At 42.8% G+C, this 15,711-nt stretch carries 11 protein-coding genes; 3 read left to right on the top strand and 8 right to left on the bottom strand.

Going from position 1 to position 15,711, the window contains the following annotated elements:
• Positions 1–224: 224 nt before the first annotated feature.
• Positions 225–788 carry an HdeD family acid-resistance protein gene (locus GQS54_RS03655; protein ID WP_166422643.1) on the bottom strand — a complete coding sequence of 188 codons (564 nt, stop codon included), beginning with the start codon at positions 786–788 and terminating at the stop codon, positions 225–227.
• Between the two features lie 395 nt (positions 789–1,183).
• Between GQS54_RS03655 and GQS54_RS03650 the strand changes: the two genes are divergently transcribed.
• On the top strand, positions 1,184–2,899 hold the full coding sequence (locus GQS54_RS03650) for an FAD/NAD(P)-binding protein (protein ID WP_166422642.1): 1,716 nt from the start codon (positions 1,184–1,186) through the stop codon (positions 2,897–2,899).
• 2 nt (positions 2,900–2,901) lie between these two features.
• On the opposite strand, the gene GQS54_RS03645 is transcribed toward GQS54_RS03650, so the two are convergent.
• The 7 genes from GQS54_RS03645 to GQS54_RS03615 all read right to left on the bottom strand — a co-directional run bounded on the left by GQS54_RS03645 (position 2,902) and on the right by GQS54_RS03615 (position 11,848).
• Positions 2,902–3,399: a hypothetical protein gene (locus tag GQS54_RS03645; protein WP_166422641.1), complete on the bottom strand. Its 498-nt coding sequence runs from the start codon at positions 3,397–3,399 to the stop codon at positions 2,902–2,904.
• 83 nt (positions 3,400–3,482) lie between these two features.
• Complete coding sequence (locus GQS54_RS03640) at positions 3,483–4,751, bottom strand: MFS transporter (protein ID WP_166422640.1); 1,269 nt, start codon at positions 4,749–4,751, stop codon at positions 3,483–3,485.
• A gap of 334 nt (positions 4,752–5,085) precedes the next feature.
• Complete coding sequence (locus GQS54_RS03635; protein WP_166422639.1) at positions 5,086–6,207, bottom strand: PepSY-associated TM helix domain-containing protein; 1,122 nt, start codon at positions 6,205–6,207, stop codon at positions 5,086–5,088.
• An 88-nt stretch (positions 6,208–6,295) separates the two neighbouring features.
• Positions 6,296–8,383 carry a TonB-dependent receptor gene (locus tag GQS54_RS03630; RefSeq protein WP_166422638.1) on the bottom strand — a complete coding sequence of 696 codons (2,088 nt, stop codon included), beginning with the start codon at positions 8,381–8,383 and terminating at the stop codon, positions 6,296–6,298.
• A gap of 187 nt (positions 8,384–8,570) precedes the next feature.
• Positions 8,571–8,882, bottom strand: coding sequence for a hypothetical protein (locus GQS54_RS03625; RefSeq protein ID WP_166422637.1), 312 nt, complete (start codon positions 8,880–8,882; stop codon positions 8,571–8,573).
• A 411-nt stretch (positions 8,883–9,293) separates the two neighbouring features.
• Positions 9,294–10,715 carry an adenosine deaminase gene (locus GQS54_RS03620; protein ID WP_166422636.1) on the bottom strand — a complete coding sequence of 474 codons (1,422 nt, stop codon included), beginning with the start codon at positions 10,713–10,715 and terminating at the stop codon, positions 9,294–9,296.
• Between the two features lie 50 nt (positions 10,716–10,765).
• Entirely contained in the window at positions 10,766–11,848 is a 1,083-nt protein-coding gene (locus tag GQS54_RS03615) for a purine nucleoside permease (protein ID WP_166422635.1), read from the bottom strand.
• 569 nt (positions 11,849–12,417) lie between these two features.
• Here GQS54_RS03615 and GQS54_RS03610 point away from each other — a divergent pair.
• Positions 12,418–13,263 carry a hypothetical protein gene (locus GQS54_RS03610; RefSeq protein ID WP_166422634.1) on the top strand — a complete coding sequence of 282 codons (846 nt, stop codon included), beginning with the start codon at positions 12,418–12,420 and terminating at the stop codon, positions 13,261–13,263.
• Positions 13,264–13,419: 156 nt separating this feature from the next.
• Positions 13,420–15,513: a TonB-dependent receptor gene (locus tag GQS54_RS03605; protein WP_166422633.1), complete on the top strand. Its 2,094-nt coding sequence runs from the start codon at positions 13,420–13,422 to the stop codon at positions 15,511–15,513.
• Positions 15,514–15,711 lie beyond the last annotated feature (198 nt).

Here is a 15,711-nt window from a genome sequence, read left to right as displayed (position 1 = left end):
GCGCAGATGACCTAAGCAGACATTTGACCACGTAGCGCATTAAGTCGTGTATGAGGCAAAGCTCAGACAGAATATATCAAAAGTGAAGGTATTAACGGTTCGCGGCTATGGTAAAAATACCGCCATATAAACAAGCCCGTAAGCCGCAGACCACGCTAGCGTTCAGTCAATCAAGCTAGCATGGGGATCAGCTCTGTTAGGTGTAATTAACAGAGCATAGGTACTTATTTGTGTGCTTTAAAATAACTGGCTTGACGGATCAATGCCCATCCTGCAAATACAAAGTTTATTCCGACCATCAAACCGAGTATCCAACTTGCACTTCCCGATATATCCGACAAGATCATGATCCCTAACGCCACAGATATTAGGCCGCTAAAAAGCATCCACAAAGAAGTCGATGTTGACCACAATTGCAATGCCAACACAATTTTGAATGTTCCTTCGATCAAAAATAAAATCGTCAGCAGTAACGTAATAGTGATTGCCCCTTGCATAGGATTAATTAATAACATCAAGGCAATACAGCAATAAAGCACACCAATCCCAGTTTCCCACCAAAAGCGACTAACGCCTTTACTGCGAAATGCATGCATAATTTGCGCTACTCCACCGAGCATAATCAGCCAACCAAGCATTAATTCGATGGCTAGCGTAGCAGCCATTGGGAGCAGTAAAGCTATAAAGCCCAGTACGACTAAGACAATACCTGTATTGCGTATGCCCTTAACGTGCAATTGCATAAATTCGCTAAATTTGACGTTCATTTGCTCTTTTTTCTGTGTCACAACATTTGCCTTTTTATATCAGGTAACAACCAAGCGTTGAAAATAGCACGTTATCGAATACCCACGGGCTGATAACAGTTATTTCACGCACTTGCTATCACCAATAGATACCTTATCTTGCCATTATACTCAAAGACCGACCACATATTCACCTTACTGGCTTTCTGGGTGTGCTAGGCCCCTGTAATTATTTCTCAGAGCAAGAAAAAACGTGCCTCTGAGCGCGACATCCAATCGCAACATCCAAAAGTCTACAGGCCAGATTTCCCGCACAGATCCCCCCGCAGTGCTTGTTTTTACAGGTGTATTATTTACACCTGCGTAAAAAATAGAATGGGCATGACAACTGCTTAGGTAGCAAAAGGTATAGCACTTCATTCTATAGAGCGGGTCATATGAACAGAATACGTATTGCGTTGATTGGCGGCGGGCCCAGTGCACTCACGATCGTTAGGAAATTATTGTGTGCACAGCCGCAAAATTTTGCTCTTGATATATTTGAGCGCAATGCGTCCCTAGGAAAAGGTATGCCCTATAGTGAGCAAGGCGCATCCCTTGAACACATCACTAATGTGTCATCCGATGAACTGTGTCCTTTTAGAGAAACGTTAGAAGCATGGCTGCGCAAGCAAAGTCATAAAATGCTCGCTAACTATGGTATCGATAAAACAACATTGCATGCTAAACATGTCGTTCCTAGGCTATTATTTGGTCTTTATTTAGAGCAACAATTTAGCGCTTTGCTCGATGAATGCGCCGAAAAAGGGTTGACCACTCATGTACATCTCAACAGTGAGGTGCTGGATATAACATCTGCCGAAAATGGCCATACCAGCGATGTGCAGCTAGCAAAGAAAAGTGTGAAAGGCTTTGATAAAGTGATTATTTGCACCGGTCATGTATGGCCAAAACAGCAAGAAGGAAAGGTAGCGGGCTATTATGACTCACCTTACCCACCCGCTAAATTAAGCAAAAAATATAATCATCCGGTAGCCTTAAAAGGCAGTTCATTAACCGCCATTGATGCCATTCGCTCACTTAGCACAGCCAATGGACAATTTTACGATGATCAAGGGCAAGTGAGTTATCAGGTAGATAACGACGTGCCCAATTTTAAGGTTGTTATGCACTCACTAAACGGTTTGTTACCCAATATTCGCTTTCACTTAGATGACCCGTTAGTTTCAGACGATGGCATGCTGACGCAGCAACAGATAACACAGCACATGGCTGAAAATGATGGCTTTTTGAGTCTCGATTTTATGTTTGAACATAATTTCAAATCGGTATTACAGCAAAAAGACCCACTCTTTTATGAAAAGATCGTCGATAAGAACCTTGAAAGCTTCGCGCAATGGATGCTTGAATCAAGGAAAGCCTTCGAGCCCTTTACGTTATTTAAAATAGAGTATTTGCAGGCCGAGCAGTCAATTAAAAACGAAAAAACCTTACAATGGAAAGAAGTACTGGCGCTGCTCAGTTTCACCCTTAATCACCCAGCAAAATATTTGTCTGCCGAGGATATGACCCGCTTACATACTGTGTTGCTGCCCTTAATTGGTCTTATGATAGCGAACGTGCCCCAATCGTCTGCAGAACAACTTTTGGCGCTACATCATTGTGGTGTACTTGAGGTTATTCCCGTTGATCGTGACAGTTATTTGCAAGTCCAAGGGGATAAACAATTCGACTACCATTATCAAGATGAAAGCCATCAGCTAATAACACAAAGATACGCAACGTTTGTGGATTGTACAGGCCAGCAGCACCTGGAAAATGACGCGTTTCCGTTTAAGTCCATGTTTAGCAATGAGCCAATATTGCCCGCTAAAGTAAGATTTAAAGATAAAAAACAAGGGGAAGAGGCATCAGCAAAGGGTGATAAAGCTGTGAATTTAGGCAGTGATGGGCACTACTACCTTAGCCTGAAAGGATTGGCGATCAACGATTACTTTCAGCCAATATTGGCAGATGGCTCACCGAGCAATCGATATTTTGTCATGGCGGTGCCTTTTATCAGCGGTTTTAACCCTGATTATTCCGGCTTTGATTTTTGCGATCAGGTTTCGAGCATTATCGTGGATAAACTCTGTGAAAAAGCGCCGCAATGACGCTAACTAGATTCGTCTTTGCTCACCAGTCGTATATCGTCTAATGAAGCAATACGCATATGAGTTTGGTAGTAATATTTGCTGCTACGCTTACCGTCAAAGCCAAACCAAATTTTGACTTGCGCTAGCTCACCTTTAACAAAAATTTGTTTGTTTAAAAAATACGTTTTGGGTGACGTTTTGTGTTTTTGCTCAAATTCAGCAGCCAGCTCAAGTGGGATCACCACAGTGATATTTCTTGGGTCGCGGTAGTCATCGTCAGTATTTAAGAATACCTGCCCTTTTATGTCTCCTGTAGCTTTTACTTTGAACACACCCACGGTCTCTAACGTTTTGGGATAAAGTGCAGCGGCTAAACCGCGATACGTCATGGTGTCGCTCTTATCGCTGGCTGCATCAACTTGCACAGGTTGGGTTAGTGAAGAGTTACTGCCCTGAGTTGATGAAGTACTACTGCAACCTGCTATAAAAAGTACCAACAACACTGTCCATAATCGCATCTTTCTATCCCTCAACCGTTACCAATAAGCGTGAAAAATTAACCGTCAACTATATTAAAGTGTAAAAACCAGCGACGACAATGTTACTTGTTCGCTGTTTGAGCCTTTAGGTTATCTTCTGTCGTGTCCGATTCATCTTCATCTTCATTTTCAAGGCCCATCTCGACGACTTCCTGGGTAGTACTTCGCATATTCACAAACGGCTCATAATGCTCTCTGGCCACATCGTGGAAGCGAATACGGTATAACGTCCAGCAAGCCAAAATCGACAACGCCACACCCGACACCATAAACAGGGCCATATGGGTATACCCCAACAAAAACGAAACAATAAGTGGCCCAAGAATACTGCCGACGCTATTCATCATTAACACACCACTACCAACCTCCATAATAGACAGATCAGTGTTGTCATTTGCATGAGCTAGGCACAAGGAATAAAGCGGAAAGCTCAATCCCCCTAACAAAAACATGGTCACATAAATGACTTCAGGCGTGCGGCTATCAAGCATAATGGCTGCAATACTGGTTAATACTGCTACAACGGCTAAACCGGTTATCACGTAGCGCCTATCAATGCGGTCAGATAAGCGGCCAACTGGCAGCTGTAATGCTGTGCCGCCTAATATAGTCACCGCCATAAACACACCCACTTGCCCTGCACTCAACTGATTGGCATCCGCTATCACTGGCCCTAACGCCCAAAAACCACCGGTCACTAACCCACCAAAAAACGCGCCCACCATGGCCACTTGCGATACAGCAAATAAACGTCTAAAGCTAAAGCTAACGGCTGGTATGGGGTGCGGAGCAGCGCGTCTAGTTAACCCCACGGGTACAATACCCAATACCAACAAAGCGGCCGCTAACATAAATAAACCAGCGTAACCAAGATCAAAGCCAACCAATAACTGCCCCACACAGATAGCTGAAAGCGAGATCACGGTATACACAGAAAGCACGCTACCTCGGTGCTCAATACTCGTCTTATCATTAAGCCAGCTTTCAATGACCATATAAATGCCCGCAATACCCCAGCCAATTAGGCATCGGGCGAGTAGCCAAAGCACAAAATTATCAACCAAACCAATAAATAACAGTGAAGCCGTAAATAGCGCAACCAGCACGGTAAAGACCCTAATGTGACCAACCCGTGCCACGAGGCGCGGAACCGTCAAGCAACCCAAGACAAAACCGAGAAAATAACTTGAGCCAATATAGCCTATTAGATCAGCTTCCCACCCTAAGCTAATAGCGTAAAGAGGCACAACGGTGAGCTGCAAGCCATGGCCGATAAGTAAAATGGCGGCAGACAACAATAAAGAAAACATGGAGTGTAATAAGGTCGGCATAGCGCGATCCATTTCGAAAATTTAGCTTAAGCCACCGACAGTGACAGGTACAAACACTGGCTCAAACATGCTAAAGCAAAGTTGAGAGCGTTGAAATATTGAAGATTCACATAGTGGTTGTTTCGGCATATGAAGTCCAGAATGAATTTGAACTTAACCCAACAACAATCAGCTAAATCGTTGATTAACGAAGAACAAGGACAAAGATAACTGCATGGAGGCGGACGTGGCTGGGCCGGCCCAGCACAACATACTTTCAACTGGAGCGCATAGCGTAGCCATAAAGTTAAGCCTTGTCTTTTTCAGTACATAAACACGCTCAAAAGAGTGGTGGCTAAGCCGTGGCTTTAGCTCTACTGTTTTTCCAGCGTCTTAACGACATCATAAGTCCGGTATACACCAATAAACACGCTAACAACGATGCAATGCCTGCGATGGTTTGACCAATCAAACCGTAAACTTCACCTGTATGTAAAAAGCGAATATAGTTTCTGATTTTTCGATAGGTTGAATAGTCATCAAAAGTTTTTTCAGCTACAAATTCACCACTTAAGGTATCCACATACACACTCTTCTTCTTTTGGGGTTCTCCGCCACTCCCCATATCTACATCAAATACTTGCAGGCTTTGGGCTTTATCTGCAACCGAAAAACTCAAGGTGTTCCAATTTGGGGTAGCCTTATTCACTTTTACAAACAGCTCTTCTGTACTCAAGGGTTTCTGAGAAATTTGCGAGGTTAACACTACGCCTGCAGGGAAACTTTTAGCTTCTGTTGATACCAATGACTCTAAGGTTTTTCCTGGCCATTTAAATGAGAAAAAGAACGCAGTAAAAATCACAACAATTAAAATAGGAGCCATATAAAAACCAAAAGTATTGTGCCACTGGTAGTTTCTAGCCTGTTTATTAGGGTGAGTTTTAGTGAGAGTAAGCTTTTGTTTAAAAGCCCTTTGTTTGAACTTAGCTGGCAACCATAAATACAAACCTGTTAGTGCCAGTAAAAAGAAGATGATATTGGCAATGCCATTAACCCAACGGCCCGCTTCACTGAACTTTCCATCAAAGGTTAACCAACGGTGAAAGGCTCTGACTTTCCCCATGAATATCTTAGTACCATGGCCTGGCTCAGCTATTTCTTCACCAGTGAAAGGATTCAAATATGCCAACGTTTTTCGGCCTTCTTTAATCACAAACGGGGCATTGTGCTCTTTCGAAAAACTAATAGTCGCCGCTTTTTCCACGGGATAAGACTTGGCGATATAAACAATTTTGTCTAAAGCCAAACGACGGAAATTTTCACTTGAAGCAACCGGAAAATCAGTCTTTTGGGCACTTTGAATAACTTGTCTTTCGTAGGTTAAAGCTACGCCTGTAAACGACATTAAAAAAATAAATATCGCTGCACTACAACCAATAACAAGGTGGAACCAAAAAAATAATGTTCTAATAGTCATATGATTTATCTTACATAAAAAAGCACCAAATAAGGGGCTTTAGTAATATTACTTGCAAGGCGAACCTTACAAGGTAAATTAGGGTTTACTAGAAAGAAATTTTAGCTTCAATACGGGCAGTTGCGCCATCCCCAATTGTCACATTATCAATACCACCACCTGCTAGGTAGTCTTCATCCAATACATTTTCTACGTTAAGTCGAAAATCTACTTTCTTATCCCAAATATTGGTTCTATAAGTAGCGCCAATATCAACACGCGTATACGCATCTTTTAGCACAGTATTGGCATTATCAGCGAAACGTTCTCCCTGATAAAATAGCCCTGCATTTAATGCTAATTGTTCGGTTAATTCATAACGAGTCCAAACCGAAGCTGACCATTTAGGGGCATCAACAGGCGTGTTACCTTCAAAACTTTCATCTTCTTCAAATTCAGCACTTAGATACATTAAAGAAGTCATAACAAACAATTTATCGGTTACAGCACCTTGGGCAGATAATTCAAAACCTTTGTGCACTTGCTTACCCGATTGGGTAGTAACCGTTTCAAAAAGAGGATCATCAAGCAACTGTTCAGAAATTAAGGTACCGGTTTTTTCGATATTAAAAATAGCAGTGTTTAATAATAAACGTTCTGAGAACTGCCATTTGGCTCCCAACTCTATTTGTTTAGAGGTGGTGGCATCAATCTCCATACCAAAGTTACTATCTAACTCGTCTTCGATAGTCTCACTAGATTGAGGTTCAAAACCTTCAGAGTAATTCAAATAAACCGTGCTGTTTTCAGCAGGGTGATATAACACTCCCACTTTTGGCAATAACGATTCGTTATCAGCCCCATCTCTATTTTGCTTATCGTAACGACCGCCTACCGCGACTTGCCAATGCTCATCTAAAGTAATTAAATCTTGAAAGTAAACACCATAATAATCATATTCGGTCACACTCAAGCTTGTGTCTCGATTAAAATCTAAATCAGGCTTAGCAGGCTCAGTTTGACCCGGCGTAAAGCTTACAGTGTCGCCTCTTTCAATTAGCTGTCCGTAGTAATAATCTAGACCGTTAGCACCTATCAGCAAATTATGCTCTACACCACCGAAAGTGAAGGTACCATTAAGATCAAAGTACACAGTTTTAAATTGCCAATCATCAGAGCGGTCGTATGGATTAGAGTCGTAGCTGTCGCCAGATTGATAATCAGAAGGTAAACTAGGCGATGACTCAAAGCGTTGTCTAGTAAAGCTTTGTTCGTTGTAACCAACTTTCATTTCCCAATCTGGGTTAATAAAATAAGTTAACTTCGCGCCAATATTTTCAACCTCAATATCGGTAAATGACCAAGAAAAATCATTAATCACATTTTTATCACTGATCACGTCAGGCTCATCATTTAACCATGCGCCAGTGTCTAAACCAGCTTTATCATCAGTACGATCATAATGAACATTTAATACAAGATTATCGGAAATATTATGCTCAACCACTAAAGATCCTAAAAAGCGATCTCGCTCACGAGCTTCGCCATTTTGGTACTCTCTTTGAAAATCAACATCTTGTTTAACCAATACAGCTCTATAAGCGGTGTCTTCAAATATTTCGCCACCGGCATCTAACATAAAACGGGTTGAACCGTTTTGGTCGGTATCTGCACTGATTTCTAGTAAAGGAGATGTAGTCGGCTGCTTGGTCACCATGTTAATCAAACCGCCAGGAGCAGATTGACCATACAAAATACTTGAAGGCCCCTTAATAACCTCAACTCGTGACAAGGTTTCAATGGGTTGTTGGTAATGAGACCAATGCTGATGACCGTCTCTCAAATATCCAGTTGACGAACTAAGCTCAAAACCTCTAGAGCTAAATACTTCTCGGTTTCTTTGTTTAGTGCCCGGAGATAAACTAGCATCATTGTTAAGTACTTCACCTAAGGTGGTAGCCAATTGTTCATCTATGATGGTTTCTGGAATTACGGTAACCGCCTGTGCAGTTTCAAGTAAAGACACATTTGAACGCATAGCGCCCGACGCATCTTCTACTTGATAATCATTAAAATATGACCCTGTTACCTCCATCACTTCAACATTTTCATCGTTACTTTTGTCTAGAGATAAAGCTGAATTTGATACGGCTAATAAGCCTAAAGTGACACTGACGAAGATTCGATTTAATTGCATTTTATTCCATTAATATTTTGTATTTTGAACAACATTTAAAATAGTAACACAAATGCGAATGACATCAATTCCCATTTGGGAACTTATTAGACTAAAGTACAATTAAAAGTGAAGGCTGATGTAGTAAGCAGGCAGGATGACAGTCGTCAAAAGACAGATAATCCCCTAACCAAAGGTCACAAAAATTCTATATAATGGCTTTACTATGTTGTTTCGACAGCCATACGCTGAAACCCAGTAACAATACGCAAATTAACATTCCAAGCTGAGTGGTAGTAGCCAAAGCTTTTAATCCCCACACTTCAACTACTTGCCCCGACAACACCGCAGCCCAAGCAAAACCACTGGTGAGTAATGGTGTAGCTACTGCTGCCCATTTACCTTGATTATCAAGTGTTCCTGCTAACGATAACAACACCGGGAAGCTAAATTGCAAGGCGCAAATAGCTGGGAATAACCCCATTAAAAACATGTTTGACGAGGTACTATTAATAGCCACAGTCCAACCCATTGCACACACAAAAAAAGCACAAAACAATGGTTTTTCTGGGCCAAAACGGGCACTACACATTCCACCAATTAAACACGCAAAATGCGATTGGCTAAAATTTTAGGGACGAAAATAGCCAATCGTATTTGTCCTGTTGAATGGCTTGTATGGATAATAACGCAGGTAAATCATCCTGATTTTAATCGGGGGGAGGTAAAGTGAGACCCAAGCTTTAGCAGCAACTAAAGCCTTCTTTTAAAACTGTAAAACTGGTAAAACTGGGGTCAGGGTCAACTTAAAACTTTTACGCTAGTGAGTTTAAGTTTTTTGCGCTAATTGCACACACATACGACGCTTGGATTAACCCCTAATATAAACCTGACAGGCCTACTTAAGACTCTCTCAGCTTGTACCGATTGTTTAACTACATACCTTGAAATGCTTGCAAGCGAAGTAATAGCTTTCGGGTTTCACGTTGTTAAACGCCGCCATTTTTTTATCGCTAAAGGCTTTCTCAAAAGCAGCAATACGTTGATAGTAGTCATCTAAAAGCTGCTGCTTAGTTTTTTCATCAACAAATGCATGCGCTAATGAGTTGGCACCGATTTTCACTAATTCTGACCAGGATAAGTTGAAATTGGTGACCGCTGTGTAGTATTCATCCGTCATGTTCGAGTCCCACATGCCGCGATCATCGGTTGAAAGCGCCACAGGTATGCCTATGCGTAAATATTCAGGGAAAGGGTGCTGGGAGTAATCATCCACATATTCCAGCAGCAAATTACTGATGAGATTAATTTCAATCAGATATTGGCTGTAACGCATCAGTAAAAGTGTGTCTGGGTCGCCCGTTAAATTTAAGCCATGACCAATACGCGTCGCACCAAGCAAAAGCGTGTCACGTATATGATGATTAGGCTCGTCTGACTCCCCAGCGTGAATAGATAAATTCACCCCATGATACTGATGCCTAAGCGCGCGCAGTGTTGGCAAAAAACGTAATGGGTGGCCTTTGTCGTTATCTTCACGGCCCACCATATCCACGCCAACGTAGAGCCCTGGATGCGAGGCTACAAATTCATACATCCACTTGAGCGCGTCTTCTGCTTGGGTGATAAAACGCACTAAGGCGTACTGCAATCGCACCGTAACCCCCGTGGCAAGAGCATCTTTTTGTGCGAAACGCTCAAGGTAAATTTGATATACCTCTTCACTATCAAACGGACTACCGTCAGGGTGCACAAAGCCGCGTACCCCGGCGTCAGTTTCAAGATAGGTCAGCCCTTCCGCCCCAAAGGCTTGCATATTTTTAACGATTAAATTGGCCTGCATATAGGGATTAGACATCAACGAATTAATGCGCGCCCAATGAGTTTGAAAGAACTCGTCACGGCCTTCGCTGCTTTTATCGAGACGAATGCTATTTAACCAAGCCTTTTTTTGCTCAGGGTTAAGATCTTGTATGGGTACGTATTCAGATTGCTCGCAGCTATCAAGCTTTTCATATTCATACGCTTGAATATTGACGAATAACAACAAGTACGGCGCTTGGGTAAATTCATTGCTGCCATAGGCTCGACAATTGTTAATTTTAACTTTTGTGTAGTAGCGATAGCCCTTTTCTTGTTGGGCTAGAATTTCCGCATACCACCATTCAGACCGATTCGAACCCGTTGAATGGTTATGTAAATCACCGCCCTTGGGCATGGCATATAAAAAGGTATATAACGCCTGGGCTGAGGCGGTCTTTTTGAGTGCTTCAAACTCATCATCAAACGTTTTTGCCTGTGCAAAAGACATAGAATTGGCACATAAAAGGATGAGTAAATAAAGCATTCTCATAACCAAAACTCCAAGGGGGGTATCACTAATTTAAGCCTGTAACAAACACACTAGTTCGCATCGTAAGGTAGGGTATTTTCGTATTTACCCCAGTTATTAACGATGGTTTGCACGACCTTATTACCCACAATATAAGCTGCGTCTTTAGCAGGGAAGCCACCATCAGGATAAGGAGCGGTAATACTCCAACTCGTCGCCTTATCTGCGGGAGCCATAGTATAATTGCTCACCGTGCGTAACACCATGACGCGGTTAGGGTCGACTTTATCGATACGGGCTAGGCGCATAAGCGAGGTTAACGTGCCTGAATCTTCCATGTTACTGGTCATAAAATTAGCTGAATCACCGCCATATAGCTTTAACCAATCATTTGCCCACTGATTGAGGTATTTGCCATGCCAATACTTACTTGCACTTAAGGTATCACCTTGGGTAACAAAGGGCGGTTTTTGCGCATTTGGATAAGTCTTATATAGGGATCTAAATGCTTTAATCGCGTCTGAATCAGCAAGCTTAATATCTTTTGTTTGCGCATAAGCCCAATCAGCCAACGCACTGTTTAAATCAAAAGAAACCGTGTCTAACGTCCATCCAGTTGAAATATCTTCTGGCTCTTCAGCAGGTTCAGTCGCACCCAATGGAATAATGCCATAAGGCCATGATTTTGGTATTTCCCTTGAATCCACTTGATATATTAAGTCACCATCAACAATATGCTTAGCCCAAGCAGCTGTGCCCAGTGACACATCTTCAGGGTCGCCACCTGCGATACCTGCTATTAACCAATATGATTTGCTCAGGTCAAAGCGAGGGTCAAGACCAAGGGCCATAATAGACGCCGTGGCATTGGGAATACCGCCGCCTACGCATATCACCAATACACCGTCTTCACTTAGATATAAATCGTACTCCCCCAACGGAAAGTCTAATTTAGTTGAAAAGTTACCCCGCTCTAACCATAACTGCAATTCACCGGCTCTATCGCCCATCGCTTCACCATCTTCGTACATGGTCACTACAACGGTTTTAACGGGGATAATGTCAGTAGCAACGCTATCAGCAGCACGGGTGCTAAATGCGTTGAGGGATAACAAAACAAAAAATGCAGATCTAGCGTGTTTTAAAAACAACATAAAAAAATAAATCCATAGAAGCTAACAAAAGTTGACCAAACGGTCAGCAAATACCATGCCCTTTCAATATTCCATGCTTAGAATCTTAAAAAGGTCACAGTCTAACCCTAGCAAACACCTGCCAATACTGCACTGTAATGAATAAATCCGCTTGAATATGCACAGTAAAGAATGCGTGGTTTACTTTGTTTACATGAAAACGGTAAGGGTGATAAGGCTCACTAAGCGGCAAATGCGCTATTTAGGTGCATTTCTTGATAAGCTTAATTTAGCGTTAACATAATAACCAGATAGGGCGCTATTGAATTGGGGATCTTCTGTTGAATACAATTAATTATGGCTTACTCCATTAAACCAGAACCGGAGCCTGATCACGCATCAATAGTGAAATATCACCTTTACACAAGCAGAAACAATACCATTACCCCCCTCAGTCACACTGTCTCTTCTAAACACGCTGAATTAACGTGCCTGCTTATATTTTCTGCACAATAATTTAAGCTTATATTCTTTTCACAACTTCCATAATAGGCTAAAATTTGTACAGAAAACTGTTTAAGGAATAAACAATGTCAAAACTAATCGCCCTTATCTGTGCAACGGTAATAACTGCTTCTTTTTCGGTATCTGCTGCGTTAATGAAATTCTCTTTCGAAGGACACATCACCGATGTTGAAAATACGAATGACGTTTATTGGGATCCTATATCTACGCTTGGTGTTAGCATTAGCGGTTATATGATAATGGACACAGAATTAGCCTTAGGTGGGCGAGAAGAAGCATCGTATTACTGGTGGCACAATATTGATTCGGACCCAGGTGCACTATCCACTTATTTTGAAGTGGGCGGAGACACTTATTCTTTATCGAGCGAATATGATTACTCTGCTATGTATGACAGTTATTTCACAGATGAGTTTTTAGAGTACGGAGGGGGCATCGACGAATCTGGGTTGCCAATCCCTGATAACATGGGGCTCAGAGATACTGAACAACAAGAATACATTACAGATAATACAGAAGTGTTTTCTGATAAAAGATTTGCTTTTGGTATTTCCGACACTAATAGCAATTTTTTAACCGACTTTCGTCCAGTACCTGGGCAGTCAGAACCTCAACCTGATTGGTTACAAGAATATGTCTGGACAAATGACGGTACAGATAATGGTAGATCTGGAGGAGGAAGCTATAGGTATTACTATGCCACCACCGACCTTGCTACAAATTCTACAGCGGCCATCGATTCCACGTTGAGATTTCGCTTTTCAAAGGTATCAGCACAGCGCATTATTGACGTACCAGCACCAGCAACGTTCTGGCTGATTTTATTCGCATTTATCGGGTTTATCGCCCGAAGTTCGCTTCATAATAGAAGGCCCCACGCATTAGCAAGCCAGTTGAGCAAATATATCTAAAGAAGAAAAGTATAGAAGCCTAAACAGTGACCATGGTTGTACTGAGATAGCCTACTTTCTTTTTAATTACCTAAACTTTCTTTTTACCTTGACCTTCCACCTACAAGAACCTTTATTCTTACACGAAGTTTTATTCACACGTTCAAGAATTTATTTATGCCTAGTCCCTCTTTGTCTACCACATTTGCTTTTACCTTGAGTTGTATACCCTTAACCTTTACGCCGCTTAGTCAGGCTGATGAACGACTCACGGCACGTGATGCGAAGACCCAATCGACTGCTCTCGCTTCTCAAGCATCAGACCCGTCTAAAGGGAATCTCAGTCGCGAGGACGCACATGATGATGACGCTCACGAAGATGAACATGAGCATACAGAAGAGGTAGAAAAAATTGTTGTTCAGGCCACACGTTCAGGGCGTATCGCCGATGATCAACCTATACGCGTAGAGCTTATTGACCGCGAAGAGATTGAAGAAAAAGCCGCCATGCGCCCAGGCAATATTTCGATGCTGGTGGCTGAAACAGGTGGTGTTCGCGTGCAAACCACGTCACCGGCGCTAGGCAGTGCCAACATTCGCCTACAAGGTTTATACGGACGCTATACCCAGTTACTCGCAGATGGGTTACCCCTTTACGGCAATCAGGCATCGTCTATCGGCTTATTGCAAATACCGCCAACCGATCTCGGACGTGTTGAAATCATCAAGGGCTCCGCGTCTTCATTGTATGGCGGTTCAGCATTAGGTGGGGTAATTAATCTCGTCTCTAGAACGCCCGGCGATACTTTAAACGGCGAAGCCTTACTTAATGTGACGACTCGCAATGGTCAAGACCTAACTTCATATGTGGAAAGCCCACTAAGTGACGATGTGAAAGGCTCCCTTACGGTAGGAGCTCATCATCAAAACAAGCAAGATATCGACGACGATGGCTGGATAGACCTACCGAGTTACGAGCGCTACACCGCTCGCCCTCGATTATTTTGGGAAGGGCAAGACGGCGAATCACTTTATGCGACGGCAGGTTTTATGACCGAGCAGCGCGAAGGCGGCACTATGCCTGGGGCGGTCGTAGCGAACGGTAACCCTTATGAGCAAACCCAAGACTCTCAACGTATTGATGGCGGCTTGGTGTTTAATATGCCGATGCTCGATACGCTAACCCTTAATGCCAGAGCCTCTGCTATGGTGCAAGATCACGACCATACTTATGGTGTTCTGGCAGAAGACGACCAACATGAAAGCTACTTATTAGAAAGCAGTATTGCCGGTTATAGCGGTGCTGCTGACTGGCTAGTGGGCTTAGCTTACCAAACAGAACAGTTCACCTCTGAGACCTATAACGAATTCGATTATACCTACGAAGTACCCGGCATATTTACTCAGTTAGATTATGAATGGAATGAGCAACTGACTACCTCAGTAAGCGCCCGCTTAGATGAGCACAGTGAGTATGGCACGCAATTCAGCCCTAGAATATCGATGTTATATCGCCCTGGTGATTTAACTATCAGAGGCTCTTACGGCCAAGGCTATTTTGCCCCAACGCCCTTTGTAGAAGAGATTGAAGCCGCTGGGTTATCACGCCTCGAGCCCTTGCAAAACCTGAAAGAAGAGCAAGCCGAAACGGCGTCACTGGATGTAACCTATCTATTCGAGAGTATCGAAGCTAGCGTGACAGCATTTGGCTCTAATGTTGAAAATGTGACTGAGTTACAAGCCTTTTCATCGAACAACACAAATGAACTCAACAGAGTAAGACTCGTAAACGCCGAAGGCGAAACACAGATCCGCGGCTCAGAAGTATTAGTGAGATACTACTGGCGCGACGTAAAATTAACTGCAAGCTATTTATATCTAGATGCAACAGAAGTTTCACCAGACAGCAACGGTAGAAGAGAAATCGCGCTCACGCCAAGGCATTCCGCTGGTTTTGTTGCCATGTGGGAGCAACACGGAAACTTCAGAGTCGGCTTTGAAGCCTATTACACTGGGCCGCAAAGGCTGAACGACAACCCGTATATCGATGACTCCAATCCTTATTGGCATTTAGGGCTCATGGGTGAAATCACTACCGGCAGAGCTAGCTGGTTTTTGAACCTAGAAAACCTGTTAGATGTAAAACAAACCGATGAACATCCACTACTACTGCCCTCAAGAGCCGCGAGCGGCCAGTGGACCACAGACATATGGTCACGAAACGATGGCTTTATCGCTAATGCAGGCGTTAGAGTTAAATTCGGCAACTAGTTATTTTTGAAACAGCATTAACGTGTCAGTACGTTATTGCTGTTCCCCCTCAGCTCCCGTTGAGGCCTTTCTATCCGCTTCACAAACTTTATAATTTTCAAACACTTATGCATTGAGCACTATATAGAATGCGCCTTGTGCACTCTACTTATGGCATCCCGTAATTAAACCAGTGTTAGTCAAAAGGCACAGGCGAAC

Origin of the sequence: Paraglaciecola sp. 20A4 (assembly GCF_011378905.1) — a bacterium.
Taxonomy (GTDB): Bacteria; Pseudomonadota; Gammaproteobacteria; order Enterobacterales; family Alteromonadaceae; genus Paraglaciecola.
Note: the sequence above shows the minus strand (reverse complement) of the source record. Positions and strands in the feature narration are given on the sequence as shown.

What these genes read in the sequence shown, in the direction of transcription:
- GQS54_RS03605 (WP_166422633.1), top strand. Translation starts at nt 13,420, where the DNA reads ATGCCTAGTCCCTCTTTGTCTACCACATTTGCTTTTACCTTGAGTTGT.
- GQS54_RS03610 (WP_166422634.1), top strand. Translation starts at nt 12,418, where the DNA reads ATGTCAAAACTAATCGCCCTTATCTGTGCAACGGTAATAACTGCTTCT.
- GQS54_RS03635 (WP_166422639.1), bottom strand. Translation starts at nt 6,207, where the DNA reads ATGACTATTAGAACATTATTTTTTTGGTTCCACCTTGTTATTGGTTGT.
- GQS54_RS03615 (WP_166422635.1), bottom strand. Translation starts at nt 11,848, where the DNA reads ATGTTGTTTTTAAAACACGCTAGATCTGCATTTTTTGTTTTGTTATCC.
- GQS54_RS03630 (WP_166422638.1), bottom strand. Translation starts at nt 8,383, where the DNA reads ATGCAATTAAATCGAATCTTCGTCAGTGTCACTTTAGGCTTATTAGCC.
- GQS54_RS03620 (WP_166422636.1), bottom strand. Translation starts at nt 10,715, where the DNA reads ATGAGAATGCTTTATTTACTCATCCTTTTATGTGCCAATTCTATGTCT.
- GQS54_RS03645 (WP_166422641.1), bottom strand. Translation starts at nt 3,399, where the DNA reads ATGCGATTATGGACAGTGTTGTTGGTACTTTTTATAGCAGGTTGCAGT.
- GQS54_RS03640 (WP_166422640.1), bottom strand. Translation starts at nt 4,751, where the DNA reads ATGCCGACCTTATTACACTCCATGTTTTCTTTATTGTTGTCTGCCGCC.
- GQS54_RS03650 (WP_166422642.1), top strand. Translation starts at nt 1,184, where the DNA reads ATGAACAGAATACGTATTGCGTTGATTGGCGGCGGGCCCAGTGCACTC.